Source organism: Pseudoalteromonas sp. NS-SX12 (genome assembly GCF_057367955.1).
This window is the reverse complement of record NZ_CM170635.1, coordinates 1,288,764-1,306,253: the sequence shown is the minus strand read 5'-3', so window position 1 is coordinate 1,306,253 and position 17,490 is coordinate 1,288,764. Positions and strand designations below refer to the sequence as shown.

Sequence of the window (17,490 nt, the reverse complement as noted above, 5' to 3'; positions counted from 1 at the left end):
GCACAATTCGTGTCTAGGCCATAACAAAATTCTAGTCGACAATCACAAAAAAAACACGTTTAAACAATAACAAAGCTAGTGCCTTGTATTTCTTTTGCTCGATAAACTGCTTGGTCTGCTTTCTTGATAAGCTTTTGCGGGATTAAGGTTACATGCTCTTCTTTTGAGGTCGAGACAGCGCCTATTGAACATTTTATTTCAATTAACTGTTCATTTAGTTGCTGCGGCTGCGCTAAACACTGCACCACTTTTTGACAAAACTGCGTCAGCTCAGATTCTGGGGTATCCGGCAGCAACAAGGCAAATTCATCACCGCCAAGTCGCGCTAACGTATCAGTTTCTCGGCTAACCGAAGAAACAATTTTAACAAATCGCTTTAATAGCTCATCACCTATATCGTGGCCGTAAGTATCATTAATCGGTTTAAAATCATCGAGATCAAAATACAATAAACTAACCGCTCGCTTATTGCGCTTTGCCATTTTAAGCGCTTGCTTGCAGCGGTCTTGAAATAATAACCGATTTGCAGCGCCCGTTAATGCATCATAGTGGGCAAGCTTTGTTAGATCTTGATTGAGCTTAAAGTCTTGAAACACGGCTTTAATACTATGTTCAAGCAAACCAATAGTAGCTGCAGGTAATGGCAACAAATCGATAGTTAGACGATTGGCGTTTGGCACGCTAAAACCATTAAAGTCGCGCGTTACTACCAGCACAGGCAGTAAGGTGTTTGCTTTATTCAAATAATTGTAAAGCGCTCTGAATTTACGCTCGGTAACAATGATCAGCGACGGGCTATTTTTCGCAATATCACTCGATTTATTGAGAATACATATACTATCAAACGACAGCGTTGTAAGCTTGAGTGTGCACTCTAACCAATGGGTTATTTCTTCTGACTCGGTAAAAATACCCACTTGACGGATTTTAGGATTATTCATAAAGACGTTAAAAACGATTTTTGTTTTTGCTCATTATTAAATAAAAACAAAACATTGCCTACGAAAAAAATAAGATGAAAAAAATCTTCAAAATTTTGACTTTAAAACGGTTAACTTACAGGCAACAATAAAAATAAATTTTCAATATCTGATTTTTAATAAATTAAATTTATTGAACATTCCAGCTTACAAATTAGTTGCGCACGTATGGGAATAACATAAGCGCATCTTGCACCAACTGCTTCTTATGACTTTTCGCAAGGTAAATAGCATAGATATCACGGCTATATTCAGGTGCACCCTCAACCGCATGTAGTTTACCTTTGCGAATATGCTCAAAGCACATTTGTTTTGGTAGGTAGGCACAACCTGATGCCTCTAAAATAAAGTTTAGCGCGATCCGCGGTTGACTCATATGATGGCGAATAGCATTTAACTCACTGTAATCACGTAAAATTTGACTATTTACCGACTCACCATAATCAACCATAACCATATTTTCAATATTGTCTTGCGTAACATCGCGGTCAGTCGACACTAACTGCAAAGGCACTGTAGCTACTTTTTCATTTACGATATCTTGAATAAACGGTGGTTCAAACAAAAAGGCAATATCAACTAGTCGGCTAACCACTTGTTTTCTAAGCTCTAACGGTGAGTATGTTTGTGTAAATAAGTGAACATCGTCTAGATTACGATGAATTTTTTGCAGCCAATCCTGCAGTACAATGTCCCAGATTGACATCATTGAACCAACAAACAATTGATAAGCGTTAGGCTGAGCAACGCCGACATCTTGTTTCAACTTTTGCCACATAATTAGCATTTCATTGGCATGTTTAACAAGGCGGTGGCCTTCTGCGGTAAGCTTTAAACGTTTTTGTGTGCGATCAAATAACTGCACACCGAGCTCTTCTTCTAACTGTTTAATACGGCTACTAACAGCGGCTTGCGTTAGGTATAAGTTATCGGCTGCGACTCGCACATGTAAGGTTTGGCTCACTTCCAAAAACGTCGTTAAAAGCTCGATTTTCATTCGAAAAAACCCCTTTTAATAAAATTATTTTATCAACTTGTAATTTTTATTTTGTTTTTCTTTTTAGATATTTTCAACTAATTTTCCTAACATAAATTTGATTGGACAAATAAACGCCAAAATAAGGATGCCAAATTATGAAAATTGCTATTTTATCTCGAAATGAAAACCTATATTCAACCCGCCGCTTAAAAGAAGCGTGTATCGCACGTGGCCACGAGGTTGACATTATCGACACATTACATTGCTACATGGATATCACCAGTAGCCGCCCTGCGGTGCGTTATCACGGCCAAGAGCTACCAAAATACGATGCGATTATTCCGCGTATTGGTGCATCAGTTACGTTTTATGGCACTGCGGTTGCGCGTCAGTTTGAAATGATGGGTACATTTAACGTGAATGAATCGGTAGCGATTAGCCGCTCTCGCGACAAATTACGCTCACTACAGTTACTGTCGCGTAAAGGAATTGGTCTGCCACGCACAGGATTTGCAAGCAAGCCAGACAACATTAAAGACTTAATTAAAAATGTGGGTGGTGCGCCTTTAGTAATCAAACTACTAGAAGGTACCCAAGGTATTGGTGTCGTACTCGCTGATACAGCAAAAGCAGCAGAAAGCATTATTGAAGCGTTTATGGGCTTAAAAGCTAACATTCTCGTGCAAGAGTATATTAAAGAAGCTGGCGGTGCTGATATTCGCTGTTTAGTTGTTGGTGGCCGTGTTGTTGCAGCGATGAAACGCCAAGGTGCAGAAGGTGAATTTCGTTCAAACTTACACCGTGGTGGCAGTGCTGAACTTGTTAAATTAACCAAAGAAGAACGTGCAACTGCGGTTAACGCTGCCAAGGTAATGGGACTTAACTTCTGCGGTGTCGACTTACTGCGCTCACATAATGGCCCTATGGTAATGGAAGTAAATTCATCTCCAGGCCTTGAAGGCATTGAAAACGCAACGGGATTAGACGTAGCAGGTAAGCTCATTGAGTTTATTGAAAAGACAGCTAAGTCTGGTTCAACAAAAACCAAAGGACAAGGTTAATTAACGCGATTGGAACAGTTATGAACGAATTGATTATTGGTGAACACACAATTATGCCTGGCGAAACAAAGAAAATTGATTTGCCAGTAGCCAAATTGTACACCGATGCTGATGTGCACTTACCGGTACATATTATTCGCGGTAAAAAAGCAGGCCCAACAATGTTCATCAGTGCCGCGGTGCATGGTGATGAACTGAACGGCATTGAAATCATCAGACGCCTTATCAATTTAAAAGGCTTTAAAATTTCAGCAGGCACCTTGATTGCTGTGCCTATGGTGAATGTATACGGGGTGATCAACCAAAGCCGCTATATGCCTGATAGACGTGATCTTAACCGCAGCTTTCCAGGTTCGGCGAAAGGCTCTTTGGCAGCACGTGTCGCTAATATTTTCTTAACAGAAATTGTTAGCCACTGTGATTATGGTATTGATTTGCATACAGGTGCTATTCACCGTTCAAACTTGCCACAAATTAGAGCGCAGCTAGCGGATGAAGAAACCTTAGCACTTGCTAACGCATTCGGTGCACCTGTAATTTTAAATTCGGAAATAATCGATGGTTCATTGCGTGATGCTGCGGTTGATAATGGTACCAAGGTGTTGTTATACGAAGCGGGAGAAGCACTACGATTTGATGAGTTTTCAATTCGCGCCGGCATTAAAGGCATCGTTAATGTGCTGCGCCATTTGAAAATGACTCCAAAAGGCAGAGCACGCAAAAAAACGGTTAGCCAATTTGTCGCCAATAACAGTGGTTGGGTACGCGCAACCAGCAGTGGCATTGTCACCCATTTATTTAACTTGGGTGACCAAGTTAAAAAAGGCCAAGTGCTTGCTGAGATCGGTAGCCCCTATGGCGAGATTTTAACTGAAGTGCTGGCAAACAAAAGTGGCGTCATCATAGGTAAACAAAATATACCCTTGGTGCAAGAAGGCGAAGCCATGTACCACATTGCTTACTTTAAAGAAGATGATGAAGAGATTGCCGAACATATTGGCAGTGTTGAAGAAGAACTTGTGAACCATATTGTAAACAGTGAAGGATTGCTATGAATAACAGAATAATTATCGGCCATGTAGAAAATATTGATCTACCCGATTTAGGCATTACGCAAATGACAGTGCGCGTAGACACAGGCGCACAAACGTCATCGTTGCATGTTGATAATATTCAACGAACTAAATTGGATAAAAAGCCAGCGGTATCGTTTGATATTCACCCTGAAATTCATAACGTAGACAAAACCGTACGCTGTACCGCTATTTTGCATGATATTCGCAAAGTAAAGTCATCGAATGGCATGACCGAACAGCGCTATGTAATTAAAACGCCTGCGATACTTGGCGAACATAAATGGAATATTGAAATAACATTGACCGATCGCTCAGATATGACCTATCTAATGTTATTAGGTCGACAAGCGATGGGCGATCACTTTTTCATTGATCCTGCAAACGGCTTTGTCGCCTCGCAAAGTTAACAGTAATGCAGTTAGAAGTATGCGCCTGTGGCGCTGCGTGCTAGCTGCAAGCAACACGGATTGTAAATTTTCCTGTGCATACTGATTACTGTAAAATAGCAAAAAACTCCCCCTAACAAGGACTTATTAATGTTAGAACAAGTTAAATATTGGCTCAATTTCCCACTATTTAAATTTAATGAGCGTGTTGTCACACTGATTGAAGTGCTCGCCGTTCCGCTTTGGTTAATCGCCAGTGTTTGGCTTTCCCACTTCATTATAAAAATGATTGGTAAACGCCTTACTAAGAAAAATAAAGATCCTAATATTATTCACTTAGTACAGCGTATTTTGTATGTGGTGGCGCTCGCGATTATTTTTATGACAACCCTTTCGATGATCAATGTACCGATCACTGCATTTGCGTTTTTATCAGGTGCAATCGCGATTGGTTTTGGTTTTGGGGCACAAAACATTATCAATAACTTTATTAGTGGTTGGATTTTAATGGGCGAAAAGCCAATCCGCATTGGTGATTTTTTAGAAGTTGAAGGCGTAAAGGGTGTGGTTGAAGAAATTAATACCCGCTCAACACGTATTCGCCGTGTTGATGGCGTTCACATGCTGATCCCTAATAGCAAGCTATTAGAAAACACGGTGACTAACTGGACCTTACGCGACAAATTAGTGCGTGGCACCGTAGCTGTGGGTGTTGCCTATGGCACTGATTGTCAAAGTGTAAAACGTATTATGTTAGAAGTCGCCAACGCGCAACCAGAAACACTAAACGAAGATGGCCGTGCACCGTTAGTTTTTTTCCAAGACTTTGGCGATAACTCACTGCTTTTTGAAGTGTATTTTTGGATTAACTCGCAAGTTGAAGGTGGCTTACGATTAGTTGCCAGCAATATTCGATTTGAATTAGACGAAGCGTTTAAAGCAGCAGATATTACGATTGCATTCCCGCAGCGTGATATTCACCTTGATGGCACGCTTAATATTGTTAATACGACTAACAAAACTAACAGCTAACTTAGGAAATAACCATGAAGCATGATTTTATAATTGAAGGTTGGCAACTCAATCATAACGACAGACCTAATGCTGTCACGTCAGAACAGCAACTAGCAGAGCAAAATTATTGGGTGCACTGTGATCGCTCATCGGCTGAATTTGAGCATTGGTTAGAGTCCCTTGGTTTTGATGAATCAATTATTGAATCACTGCTTGCCACCGATACAAGACCGCGTTTTCAGCAAATTGATCAGAACAGCTTTTTCCTTATTTTAAGAGGTGTAAACCTAAATGCCGGAAAAGAGCCAGACGATATGTTAACTGTACGTTTGCTTTACACGCCAGAGCGTGTTGTTACGTGTAGCATTCAGCGCTTACGTGCAATTGAAGCGGTAGCATCTCAATTAAAGAAGAATAAAGGACCCGATACCCTTGAATCTTTGGTAATTGAGCTATTAAGTCAACTAAATGCCAAAATTGAATCTGTAATTGAGCCCATTGAGCAATTTATTAACGCACAAGATAACGATGCGTTTAGCTCAGACGCCATTGCTGAAATAAGTGTTAAGCACCGTAAATTACTGCGTTTAAATCGCTTTTTAAAGCCGCAATTGTATGCGCTATCAGCATTGAGTAAAAACAATGTGGCGGCATTTAATGACTATCATGTAGAGCTTGCGACCGAGCTTGATACCTTGTCTCGTATTGTCGACACCATCGATTTCTACATTGCGCAAATCGACGTAATTAACAATCGTATTGCGCAAATTAACAGTGAAGTGATGAACCGCAATACCTACATGCTGTCGATTATCGCCGGCATTTTCTTACCACTTGGTTTTTTAACCGGGTTGTTCGGCATTAATGTGGGCGGCATGCCTGGCGTTGATAACCCTCATGCCTTTTATTGGTTTTGCGGTGTGTTAACAGGCATTGGTGTTGTTGCATTAGTGATGTTTCGCCGTTGGAAATTCCTATAGCTAATACGCTTAGCTATTTGCGAGTAAATTACAAAGTTCATCTGTCAGCGCCGAATGTGGCGCTGATTTTTTATAGGTTAAATAAACTGGTCGCTTTAACTGCATGGCGCTGTCTATATTAAATAAACGCCCTTCTACGATATAGGGTTTGACTAGATCACTCGGTAAATACGCAAAACCACCATTGGCCAACATCAAATCTAACGCTATGGTTGCTGCTGAGGTGCGATGACTCGGTTGCACTTTATGCTGAGCAGCATGCTCTTTGGCAAACGTAATGCCCCAATCAACATAAATATAATTGTCGCATGTTTCACTGAATTCAGCACAACTGCCAACCAGCGAAATATCAAAATCACCAACATGGGTATTAATAAAATCACTGTCTTTAATGGGGTCTGTTAAAAAAGCAAGCTGCAAACTTTTATCATCAAGTTTACGTTGGATTGCCTCTCGCACTGAAATTTCCGTACCGACCACAACCGAGTCAAATACCGTGTTCATTTCATTCATACGAGAACACAAATATGCATCCCATACATTGGGTGTTGCTGCGATATTAAATACCGTTTTTTGCTCACTGGCTAAGCCCACCATAGCTTTTGATTGTGCGATTTGCTCAATCACCAGATGAGCATAAGGCAGTAACGCATTACCCGCAGGCGTTAAGCTTAGATTATTTTTATCGCGAATAAATAACGGCGTGGCATAAAATTCTTCAAGTTGTTTTATGCGTGCACTCACAGCAGCTTGGGTAATGTATAACTGCTCAGATGCTTTGCCAAAATGTCTGTTTTCCGCAACCGCGATAAACGTCTTAAAAACCTTAATATCCATACTTTCACCTAGTAAACCAATTCGCACTAACACTTAATCTCTTAGAGAGATAAAACCCGCAGCCACTTGATTTAAAATTTACATTAAAAACAAATAGATAACAAAATAAAAGTCGTTACATCAACGATATTTTATTGCCGCAAAACAGCGTTATTAATTAAGCAAATTAGTATTAAAACCGCAGCCAACAATTTAAAGATTTTTTGTTATATCGACAATAATTATTTGCTTTTCATTTCCCTTAACAAGCCCTAAATTTAGCGCAGAAGTTAACCCAGAGGACTGGCAATGAAACTCACTAAAATGGTCGCGCTCGGTTTGATTGTATCACTTAGCTCGACGTTTGTTATCGCTGAAAATAGCACAAAGGCACCGCCTTCAATTGCGTTAAATTACTTGGAATATTGCCAAGATATTCTAGCGGAAAATGACGGCGAGCATGAGACTAACTTATTGAACTGTGTGAATACCGAGCTTGAAGGGTCAGGATTTGACACATTCGCCACATACAGTGAATTACTCGCGTATGTGGGTTTAGGTGAAGACTAATGGAAACGGCAATCCGACAAGGCAAAATACCGTTTTATGCCAGCGACACATTTCCTTATGGTTTGTCACGCAGCGGCTATTTCAGTATTGGCGAATCAGAAGAGCTGATTAAATACGGTGATACCTTATATGGCCTGCATAACGGCTTGTTATCGCCAGAAAATGCCGAAGAGGCGATGTTTGTCGCAGAATTAAACAGCGATGAAACCGCCACCCTTGACGCTGTAAAGTTATGGAAAAAATTTCTATTGGCGATTACAAAAAGCAATAGCTTTTACAGTTTATCGCCAAGTAAAAAAGCGGCTTTTTAGCCGGTATTATCAACCTTAATCGTTGTTAACAAACACGAAGCAATGAGATAGAAGGTAGTAAAAAATGGATATTGACGTATCTGATTTTGACTATGATGATGAGTTGGAAGTTAAATATCAAATCTCCTACACATCGGGTAAACCAGCGCCAATGAAAGTGCACCGTAAAAAACGGTTATCACCTTGGCAGCGTATAGAATTATTAAAAGACGAAGCTAGGCTCAACAAGCAAATTGCCGATAGCCACTTTGATTATTACGATTAAATTGAATTAGCAATACGTTCTAGGTAATTAACAACTAACCTCCAAGACTGACGTTTTATCAGTAGAGCGTCACCTTGGCGGTTATTTACCGTTTATTTCTGACCCATCAGCAAGCACTTTAATTAATCGTGCTTACGTTTATTTTTATACATCGCGGTGTCCGCAGCTTTAATAAGCTCAGCAACGGTGTAGCCATCTTGCTCATACAAGGCAAAACCAATACTCGCAGAAAGTGCAACCTTTTGTGCCTGACCATCAACGTCAGTAATATAAAACTCATCACAAATGGCATTGAGTTGCTGTTGGCTTGCTTGCTCAGCATCAGCAGTGCTTTTAACGTGCGGCAGCAAAGTAACAAATTCATCGCCACCGAAGCGCGCAACAAAATCTGTGGAGCGACTAAATAGCGTTAAGCGATTAGCGACATGCTGCAACAACTGGTCGCCCGCATCATGGCCAAACTCATCATTAATGGGTTTAAAGTTATCCAGATCGATAAATAAAATGGCGAACATTTCACCGTAACGCTGTGCGTGTTCAACCAGCTCTTCAAGTTTTAAATCGAGTGCTTTACGGCTATATAATTTGGTTAGTGCATCACGATTTGCTGAATTTTCAAGTATTTGTAAAAGGTGATGACGTTCTTTAGAAAAGCGAATTACGCGCTGCAATAGCGACGATGTAAGCTCTGATTTAGGCACATAATCTTGCGCCCCAAGTTGAATCAAACGGTCGCCCATGGCTTCATCGGCCACACCAGTCACCACCACAATGGGCACAGCTTGTGCGCTGTGTTTTACCGTTAACATGGTATTAAAACCATCACTGTCCGTGACGTTCAAATCCATAATAATTAGGTCTGGTTTAAAGTTTTCGAGCGCTTGAACTAGTTTCGTCAGTGAATCAAAAGTCATAATTGAGTGACTAATAATTTTATCACTCTTTAATGCATTCCTAATCAGGTAAGCATCATCGCTATCATCTTCAAGCAAGTAAATCAGATGATTAGATTTATACTTTTGTTGATCATTCATGTTTTATTGATCCTTTGCCAGTAATTCAACAGCGAGCTTAAGAATTCAATGGTTTCATTTAAGCCTTGTGGCTTTCGAACGTAGGAATTAGCGCCATACTGATACGACAATTCAATATCATGAGGGCTATTTGAATTAGAATATATCACTACCGGTAAATTAGTCGCGTGTTTATTTTGTTTAATTAACTTTAGTACGTCAAAGCCGCCGCATTGCGGCATATTCAAATCGAGTAACACTAAGCTGTTTGTATTTGCAAAAGCGTCAATGGATGCAACAAACTCTCTACCATCATCAAAATGCGTAAGTGTTTTGTCATCATCGACCTTTTTTAGCGCCTGACGCATGATGTAAGCCTCATCGGGATCATCATCAATTAAAATTAAATTCAGCATTACTACACTTCTCTCGGCAAATTAATAATAAACTGGGTGCCCATTCCCTCAATGCTCTCACAGCGAATTTGCGCGTTATGCACTTTGATTATTTGCGCAACAATCGCAAGACCAATACCACTGCCCTCATATTGTTCTCGCGTATGCAGCCGTTTAAACGGTTCAAAAATGCGTTTTGCGTGGCTTGGATCAAGGCCAATGCCCTTATCTTCAATACTAATTTCAACTGACGATTCACGCGCAGTTAACCGAATATTGATTTCAGGTATGTTATCTGGCTTAGTAAACTTAATTGCATTAGCGATTAAGTTTTGCAGTACCTGTTCAAATAATCCCACGTCAGCGGTAATTAATTGCTCTGGGTTGTCACACTCAATCTCTGCTTTGGTTCGAAAAATACTCAACTCAAGGTTTTCAAGTACTGGTGTTAACACCGTATTAAATGACACGGTTTCAAGCGACAAAGCATTAGTGTTAATGCGCGATAGTTTGAGCAAATCTTCAATCATTTTGCTTAACCGTTTAGCAGCTAACTGCAATCGCTCAAGTTCAAATTCACTGTCTGGGTCCGATTTGAATTGACCTTGCAATCGCTGATAAATCGACTCGCTAAATGCCGATATTTTTCTCAGCGGCTCTTGTAAATCGTGTGATGCAATGAAAGCAAACTGCTCTAAATATTCGTTTGATGCTTTTAATTTACCTAAGAACTCATTTTTGTCGCTTACATCAACAAATGTACCTAGCATACGTTTTGGCTTGCCAAACTCATCTCGCTCCAATACAGAATCAACCGAATAGCACCATACCCAATGACCATTTTTATGGCGAAAACGGTATTCTAAAAAGTACTTTTCATTGCTGGTTGATTGGGCAATCAGTTCCATATGTTCGATCATGCTCGCACGATCGTCTGGGTGAAACTTTTCCATCAAATCAATATCATTTGCAAAATCATTTAACTCGTAGCCGAGTAATTCTGTGTAGGTTTTATTAATTCGCTCATTTTGCAGCGTGTCTAAATTAAAAATATAAAAACCACACACAGAACCATCTAATAAGCTCTCTAAAAAGTTATGACTGTCAGCGAGCTGACGCTGTGCTTCTTTTTCCGAAGTAATATCTACCGCACTACCAATAAGATATGTACTGCGTTTTTCTCCGGTTTTTTTAACCGGATAAAGCGAGGTTTTAAACCAGCGCGCATCCCCCTCAAATGGAATATGCTCGACATATTCGAGCGGCGCGTCTTGCTCAACACAGGTTAAATATTTTGTGTGTAAATGCTGCTTAACTTCATCAGGGAAGAAGGTGATTTCTGATAGTCGTTTATTTAAAATCTGCTGTTGCGAAATTCCCGTCCATTTAAGTGCGGTATTATTATAGGTAGTGAATTTAAAGTCGTTATCTATGTATTCAACCACCCAAATGCCATGATTTGTGCCCATGTATAAGGCATCTAAGAATTGTGTGCGCTCATCAAGTAAACGCTGCGCTTTTTTCTGCTCGTCAATATTTCTAAGCGCACCCGACATAGTGATTGGAGTGCCGGTACTATCACAAATGGAATCCCCGCGCGTTAAAAACCAACTGTACTCACCTTTAGCATCACGACCTAGGTATTCAACTTCATAACGTTCTTTTTTTTCTAAGTGCGCGTCTACAGCGTTTTGAACTATTTCTTGAAAATCGGGGTGAACGTGATTAAACCAAGTTTCATAATTCGCCTCTTGGTTTTCAGGCACACCGATTAACTCAAATAGTTTTGGCGACCACACTTGCTTGCCGGTTTGAATATTCCAATCCCAAATACCATCATTAGTGGCTGAGGTCGCTCGCGCAAAAAGCGCATTTGACTCAACTAATTGTTGTTTTAATGCCGCCACTTCTTTTAAATCTTTTAAAGTAATGAACAGCTGCACTTCACCTGCATACTCTTTTTTGGTCAGAATAATTTCAACAATTTGGTTTTTCTTGTCCGTTTTGATTTGGCCAACAAAGCTAGCATTTTCGTTAAGCTCAAGGGTTTTGCCACTCGATTGGATAATGGTTTCAAATTCTTGGCTATTTGCTTTTAAATAAGTACTGAGCTTGCCATTTATACCGCCAAACTCTGATTTAAAATACTCATTTGCAAACACCACATCACCCTGCTCATTTGCCAATAAAAAATTAAGCGGCAGCGAATCCAGCATCCATTTCGTTTGAATATGACCTTCGAGTAAACTCGTTAATTTTTTGTTTTCTTGGCGGGAATAACCATACTCCGACTTAATGCCTTCGTATTGCGAAATAGTGGGTACTTTAAGTAGTTCAGGTAACAGTTTGTACAGATAAAACGCAGTGGTCATCGACACTACTGCCGTCACCGCTTTTGCCATGCCATGATAGCCATACACCCCTTGCCAGATAGTCCAAATGCCAAATAAATGAGTGATACCGCAAAATAAAATAAATAATGAGAACAGTAAAAACACATTGTTATAGCCAATATCATTGCGCTTTTTCATAAAGATAACGAGTGCAACGGGAATTGAAAAATAGGCGGTCGCTATTAGTAAATCAGAAACGACATGGGTCCATAAAATATGAGGTTGCCATAAATAACAGTGACCATGAGGCATGTAATCACCGCGAAAAAACTGCTCTGTCATCGTGCTCAACGGAAATCCCTTACATTTGCAGTAGGTTTACATTTGAGTATGGCAGATAGCCTTACAAATACAATTTGAAGGCGGGTTTTTATACGTTAAATCAAGGGTTAAATTAACTGTAAAGCGAAGCGAAAATGTTGTTATAAACGCTTATTCCTTATCAAAACTATCAACGATAATCGCGCCCATTGACGCTGGCATTGAAATCACCACAATGCGTTTGAGGGCAACAAGGGGTTCTGTAAGAAGTGGCAGTTTGTTAATGCTTAAAAGTACTAGTGCCACAATAAAAAACGTAATGACATAGGCAAAGATAATACGCGACACAAACAGTAAGCGTCGCGTTCGGATATTGCGTTGAAATACGCTTTCAAACGTATATAAACTTAGAAATAGAAACGATAAACTCAAAAGCAACAATAAATTGGTAAACGGTAATGTTTGTGCAAGCTGCCACGCTTCCTCTGAAAATGAAATCGGCACTGCAAGTGCAAATGCCCCGACACAAATCTGAATAATATCTTCAAAATTAAAACTGCTTTTCATCATTGTTTTATCGCTGCTGTTTAATGGTAATTCTATACGCTTAAGTTCAAAGTAAATAACTCATATACAGATAGCAAGGGAAACCTGTCTGCTGTAAACGTAATTTGTGTTTTTTATGAGCAATTGCAATGTTATTTTCAGCCATCTGTTTAAAGCTATGTTTTGCACGTGGCATTTTTGATACCATCACCCAATAATTTAAATTTCCCGTTCAAAACGCGAGTTACTACTTTAGCCATGGAAAAATACGAAGAACTGTTAGTGTCAATCCGTAAAGTGATTCGAGCTATTGATTTACACTCTAAACAACTTAATAAATCGTCTGGATTAACCGGCCCGCAGCTGCTTATTATGCAAGAAATTGCCCGCGTAAAAGGTATTACCGCAAGTGCTGTTGCAAAAGAGATTAACCTAAGTGCCGCCACTGTAACGAATATATTAGACCGTCTAGAATCCCGTGATTTAATTGAGCGTGTGCGCAGCAGTGAAGATAAACGTCGCGTTAGTCTGTTTTTAACCAACAAAGGCAAAACATCATTAATTGATGCACCGCAACCTCTGCAAGAACACTTTATTCAAAATTTCTGTGCACTTGAGCAATGGGAACAAAGCCTGCTGCTTTCTTCAATGCAACGTATTGCTAGCATGATGGATGCAACTGACCTTGATGCAGCGCCAGTACTTGAAATTGCCCCGATGACAGTAAGTTCTGAAGGCGAAAATAAGAATTAACTTAATTTGTAGCCAAATGCATCGATCACTTGGCTACGCAAATCCTCTTTTAAACATTCATTATTGCTATCTGAAAGCAAAAACACACTCTCTAAACTTTCGCCTAACGTAGTCACCTTTGCTGAATGAATAGACAAGGTTAAGTTGCGAAACACCGAACAAATTTTATCAACGTAAGTCGGGTTATTAAGCGTCGTGACTTTGAGCAGTGTTCTATCGCGTTTTGGTGTTGGAATAAACTCCACCATAGGCTCTGAATCAAAGCTTTTAATCTTTTTAGCAACCGGTAATTTACAGCTTTTATGACCAGATTCGATAACACGTTCGATTTGGCTAATAACCCGTTTAATGCGGTAGCTTTCACTCAACTGTTCATCGTTTACATCAAGCACTCGAAAAACTTCAAGCACGTTGCCGTCTTTGGTTTCTAACAGCTCTGCATCTTTAACGTTCACTTTCGCTTGAGTAAGCGTGTTAAAAATATCAACAAACAGTTTTTGCCTATTGGGTGTATACACCACCAAGGTTGAACACCCAATTTGCTCACTTTGCGTTAAAAATACCAAAGGAAATTGACTGGCATTAACAACTTTAGCAGTAATTTCAGAGAGCTCTTTGGCACTGGTAAATGTGAAAAAACTATTAGGCAAGGTTGACCAAAACTGAGTGACATCCTCAAGTGCAACATCACTGTTAGATAGAATAGTTTGTGCCTGCGCTTTATTTTCGCGGATCACTGTTCGCTGCTCGAAAATACTTTGCCCATCGGTTTTAAATGCTTCGCGACTTGCTAAGTAAAGTTGTTCTAATATGGCGGCTTGCCAGTCGTTCCAAGCATCCTCATTAGTCGCCATAATATCTGCTACCGTAAGCGTATACAGGGCATTTAAGCGCTCTAACGATTTAACCTGTTTGTTTAAACTGCGAATTGTGCGCGGGTCGTAAATATCTAAAGTGCGACTGGTGTTAATTAGCAACTCTTGGTTTTCAATCAACCACTCAATCAACTCCACCGACGCATTTTTTAAATTGTGGAATGCGGCAAACTCTCTCGCCAAAATCGCGCTGGTGCTATGACTTTCACTGTCCTGTGAACCGGCTAAATGATGACAAAACGCAGCAAGCGATAACGCTAATTTATTTTGCACACGGCCATAAGCAATATGATAGGTTTCGTGATCACCTTGATGATTTGCAAAGTCAGAAATATACGACACCGTTTTATACACATGTTCGTCAACCGTGTAGGCATTATGAATATCAAATTGCATACGCCCTTCGGTTTGCGCCCATTGCGTCGCATACATTTCTAAAACCCCGTAACGGTGCATTAAACCCAGCACTTTTTTAAGGGTTTTAGGTTGTTCAAACAGGCGAATAAATTCTTCGCGGCAACTTTGATAATCTTGTAATTCACCCAATAAACGATGCCTTACTTTTCGCAGCAACTTCAAAGTATTTGACGATACCCCTTTGGCTTTAGGGTGATTTGCCAATAAGCCAAATAACTTAATCACTTGAGACTTATCAATAAACACACTTGATGAGTTTACATCGACTAAGCCATCAACAATGGCAAAATTTTCGTTAACTTGCAGTACTTCTTTTTCGCTATCGCGCGAAATACATAGGCTCACATTCTCACAGAGAATTTGATTAAGCTCTTGCAAGCGGGTCATGGCACGAAATAGTTGCCGCATCATGCGTTCGATTGCTTGCTGTGCGCTGTCTCCACGACCAAACTTTAGAAATTCCGCAACATCAGCTTGGTATTCGAATAATAATAATTCTTGCGGGCGATTAGCCACACAGTGCAGCGCCCAGCGAATACGGCAAATAAAGTCGTGGGCTTCAATTAGCTCAAACTGTTCATCTTCTTGCAGCAGTTTGCCATGCTCAAATAAACCAGCACTTGATAACTTTAAATGTTTGCGCGCAACCCAGATAATGGTTTGAAAGTCACGTAACCCACCGGGGTTAGTTTTTATATTTGGTTCAAGGTAGAGTGCGGTGTTGAGTGCCTTTTCATGGCGGGCTTGTTGCTCTGCGAGCTTTGCCTGAAAAAAGTCAAAATCGCTGAGTGTGCTTTCATCGTACAAAAAGTTTAGTAACGACTCTGCATGCTGCTTATTGCCATATAAACAGCGAATATCAAGTAAATTAGTCGCTATGGTAATATCTTCGGTAGCGAAACGTTTAGCTTCTGCTAAATTGCGAACGGAATGGCCAATATCCAATCCTAGATCCCAAAGCCCAGTAACAAACTGCCTAACTTTATCTTCGGGAAATTCACTCGCATCATCTGGCGTGATAATCGCAATATCAATATCGGAATAAGGGTGTAATGTTGCACGGCCATAACCGCCAACGGCATTGAGTGAGCAAGACGAATTAACTAAGCCACATTCACGCCACATATCAATTAGCATTTTATCCAATTCATCTGCACGTTCATGTAACAACGAACTGATAGAGCTAGAAAAAAAACGCTCATTTTGCGAACTGGTTAGTTTATCTAATTGATCTTTGTATATCGTTCTCATTCCTTGCTTCCTCTCAGATTAATTACGTTTAATTAAACTGATATCAAAGCTTTTGAGACCACACATTCATTGACACCAACTTGTTATTGACTAAGTTATTATTGATTAGTCTGCCACCATATTCAAAGCCTAATCGCGCAAATACCTTATTTATGGCAAAAGACGACGCGCGACAAACCGAATAAATAAACTGTACATCGTTATTTTTTAGGTATTTGCTCGCTTCAAAAATAAGCGCTGAGGCAATCCCTTCATTGCGAAATTGGCTTAATACAACGGTATCGTAAAGCCTTGCATTTGGTGCATCTTTCTCATATTCAATACGCACACAGGCAACAATCGCATTCATGTATTCAACACAAAAATAGTCAACGCCGCTGTCAATACTGTTTTTAATGTAGTTTTCATCACCGATTGGCGAGCCATAACTTGAAAATGCGAGTTGATAAAGTTTAGATAACGCACGCACATCGCTTTGATTACACTTGCGAAACAACACTGGCTGAGCAAACGAACCGGGCTCCCACGAATCAACATTTTGTACTTCGTTGATAATACCGTCGCTTAAATCCATGTGATCGCACGAAGCACGCTCTTCGTCGAAAAATCGAGAAATAAAAATAGCGTCTTGCAAACCAAAATAACCAGGCACAGTCGCCTCAATTTGGTATCCGCGTTTTAAAAATGGCAATACTTGTGCGTCTTTTACTTTGGCGATTATCTTGCTGTAACCGCCTTCTTTAGCAAAGCTTTCTACTTCATTATGAAAGGTGTTTGGTACTTCAATTGTGGCATCGGTAATGTAAACACGGTCATTTAATTTTCCGAAACGGATAGTGTTACCTGTTAGGGTAGTTTCACTATCAAATTGCGTCGCTTGCATGATTTATATCCTTGCTGTTAATTCGTATAAAAATATTATTCAATCTGTGCTTTATTAAAATTTATTCTAAAAGGCACTGTATATTTAGAGTTGATAGCAATATAAATATCGTTTCATAGGCGGGACTGACTCAATAAAATCAAGTTATTAGAACGATTGATTGTTCTATACAAAACAAACCACTTCAAAAATAATTAGAATTCTAATCAATATAACATTAGTTAGAGCACTAATCAATTAACTGAACATTTGTCAAACAGCAGAT

18 protein-coding genes are annotated in these 17,490 nt (G+C 39.8%); 9 read left to right on the top strand and 9 right to left on the bottom strand.

All coding sequences use genetic code 11. The annotated features are described in order from the left end of the window. Window positions 1-59: 59 nt before the first annotated feature. Both AC2IOM_RS20185 and AC2IOM_RS20180 read right to left on the bottom strand, forming a co-directional pair. The gene (locus AC2IOM_RS20185) at window positions 60-941 is read right to left on the bottom strand and encodes a diguanylate cyclase domain-containing protein (protein WP_486359945.1); all 882 of its coding nucleotides are present in this window, start codon (window positions 939-941) and stop codon (window positions 60-62) included. Window positions 942-1,134: 193 nt separating this feature from the next. Beyond that, window positions 1,135-1,977 carry a LysR family transcriptional regulator gene (locus tag AC2IOM_RS20180; RefSeq protein WP_486359944.1) on the bottom strand — a complete coding sequence of 281 codons (843 nt, stop codon included), beginning with the start codon at window positions 1,975-1,977 and terminating at the stop codon, window positions 1,135-1,137. Window positions 1,978-2,114: 137 nt separating this feature from the next. Here AC2IOM_RS20180 and rimK point away from each other — a divergent pair, with 137 nt between their 5' ends. The 5 genes from rimK (at window position 2,115) to AC2IOM_RS20155 (ending at window position 6,476) form a co-directional block, all read left to right on the top strand. Continuing rightward, window positions 2,115-3,020, top strand: coding sequence for a 30S ribosomal protein S6--L-glutamate ligase (rimK, locus tag AC2IOM_RS20175; RefSeq protein ID WP_274763026.1), 906 nt, complete (start codon window positions 2,115-2,117; stop codon window positions 3,018-3,020). Window positions 3,021-3,040: 20 nt separating this feature from the next. Further along, on the top strand, window positions 3,041-4,075 hold the full coding sequence (locus tag AC2IOM_RS20170) for a succinylglutamate desuccinylase/aspartoacylase family protein (RefSeq protein ID WP_486359943.1): 1,035 nt from the start codon (window positions 3,041-3,043) through the stop codon (window positions 4,073-4,075). Continuing rightward, on the top strand, window positions 4,072-4,503 hold the full coding sequence (locus AC2IOM_RS20165) for an ATP-dependent zinc protease family protein (RefSeq protein ID WP_010558184.1): 432 nt from the start codon (window positions 4,072-4,074) through the stop codon (window positions 4,501-4,503). Before AC2IOM_RS20170 ends, AC2IOM_RS20165 begins: the two co-directional genes overlap by 4 nt. A gap of 129 nt (window positions 4,504-4,632) precedes the next feature. After that, window positions 4,633-5,514, top strand: a complete 882-nt coding sequence (locus AC2IOM_RS20160) for a mechanosensitive ion channel family protein (RefSeq protein WP_105172092.1) — start codon at window positions 4,633-4,635, stop codon at window positions 5,512-5,514. Between the two features lie 14 nt (window positions 5,515-5,528). Continuing rightward, a complete protein-coding gene (locus AC2IOM_RS20155) occupies window positions 5,529-6,476 on the top strand; it encodes a zinc transporter ZntB (protein ID WP_486359942.1) in 948 nt (315 codons plus the stop codon). Between the two features lie 9 nt (window positions 6,477-6,485). Here AC2IOM_RS20155 and AC2IOM_RS20150 read toward each other — a convergent pair whose 3' ends face one another. Further along, entirely contained in the window at window positions 6,486-7,313 is an 828-nt protein-coding gene (locus AC2IOM_RS20150; RefSeq protein ID WP_138628244.1) for a LysR family transcriptional regulator, read from the bottom strand. A 288-nt stretch (window positions 7,314-7,601) separates the two neighbouring features. Here AC2IOM_RS20150 and AC2IOM_RS20145 point away from each other — a divergent pair, with 288 nt between their 5' ends. The 3 genes from AC2IOM_RS20145 (at window position 7,602) to AC2IOM_RS20135 (ending at window position 8,438) form a co-directional block, all read left to right on the top strand. After that, a complete protein-coding gene (locus AC2IOM_RS20145; protein ID WP_010558188.1) occupies window positions 7,602-7,862 on the top strand; it encodes a hypothetical protein in 261 nt (86 codons plus the stop codon). Then, a complete protein-coding gene (gene maoP / locus AC2IOM_RS20140; protein ID WP_010558189.1) occupies window positions 7,862-8,173 on the top strand; it encodes a DUF413 domain-containing protein in 312 nt (103 codons plus the stop codon). Before AC2IOM_RS20145 ends, maoP begins: the two co-directional genes overlap by 1 nt. 64 nt (window positions 8,174-8,237) lie before the next feature. After that, window positions 8,238-8,438: a hypothetical protein gene (locus AC2IOM_RS20135; protein ID WP_010558190.1), complete on the top strand. Its 201-nt coding sequence runs from the start codon at window positions 8,238-8,240 to the stop codon at window positions 8,436-8,438. A gap of 122 nt (window positions 8,439-8,560) precedes the next feature. Here AC2IOM_RS20135 and AC2IOM_RS20130 read toward each other — a convergent pair whose 3' ends face one another. From AC2IOM_RS20130 to AC2IOM_RS20115, 4 genes are all read right to left on the bottom strand, one after another. Beyond that, window positions 8,561-9,472, bottom strand: a complete 912-nt coding sequence (locus AC2IOM_RS20130; RefSeq protein ID WP_100914800.1) for a two-component system response regulator — start codon at window positions 9,470-9,472, stop codon at window positions 8,561-8,563. Further along, a complete protein-coding gene (locus tag AC2IOM_RS20125) occupies window positions 9,469-9,867 on the bottom strand; it encodes a response regulator (protein WP_105172095.1) in 399 nt (132 codons plus the stop codon). Before AC2IOM_RS20125 ends, AC2IOM_RS20130 begins: the two co-directional genes overlap by 4 nt. Window positions 9,868-9,869: 2 nt before the next feature. Continuing rightward, window positions 9,870-12,521: a PAS domain-containing sensor histidine kinase gene (locus AC2IOM_RS20120; RefSeq protein ID WP_486360696.1), complete on the bottom strand. Its 2,652-nt coding sequence runs from the start codon at window positions 12,519-12,521 to the stop codon at window positions 9,870-9,872. Window positions 12,522-12,671: 150 nt separating this feature from the next. Continuing rightward, window positions 12,672-13,067, bottom strand: coding sequence for a DUF2391 family protein (locus AC2IOM_RS20115; RefSeq protein WP_054980875.1), 396 nt, complete (start codon window positions 13,065-13,067; stop codon window positions 12,672-12,674). A gap of 237 nt (window positions 13,068-13,304) precedes the next feature. Here AC2IOM_RS20115 and AC2IOM_RS20110 point away from each other — a divergent pair, with 237 nt between their 5' ends. Next, on the top strand, window positions 13,305-13,799 hold the full coding sequence (locus AC2IOM_RS20110; protein WP_105172097.1) for a MarR family winged helix-turn-helix transcriptional regulator: 495 nt from the start codon (window positions 13,305-13,307) through the stop codon (window positions 13,797-13,799). Here the strand turns inward: AC2IOM_RS20110 and glnD are convergent. Both glnD and ablB read right to left on the bottom strand, forming a co-directional pair. Next, on the bottom strand, window positions 13,796-16,342 hold the full coding sequence (gene glnD, locus AC2IOM_RS20105) for a [protein-PII] uridylyltransferase (protein ID WP_486359941.1): 2,547 nt from the start codon (window positions 16,340-16,342) through the stop codon (window positions 13,796-13,798). The genes AC2IOM_RS20110 and glnD overlap by 4 nt on opposite strands. Before the next feature lie 43 nt (window positions 16,343-16,385). Further along, a complete protein-coding gene (gene ablB, locus AC2IOM_RS20100; protein WP_010558197.1) occupies window positions 16,386-17,225 on the bottom strand; it encodes a putative beta-lysine N-acetyltransferase in 840 nt (279 codons plus the stop codon). Window positions 17,226-17,490 lie beyond the last annotated feature (265 nt).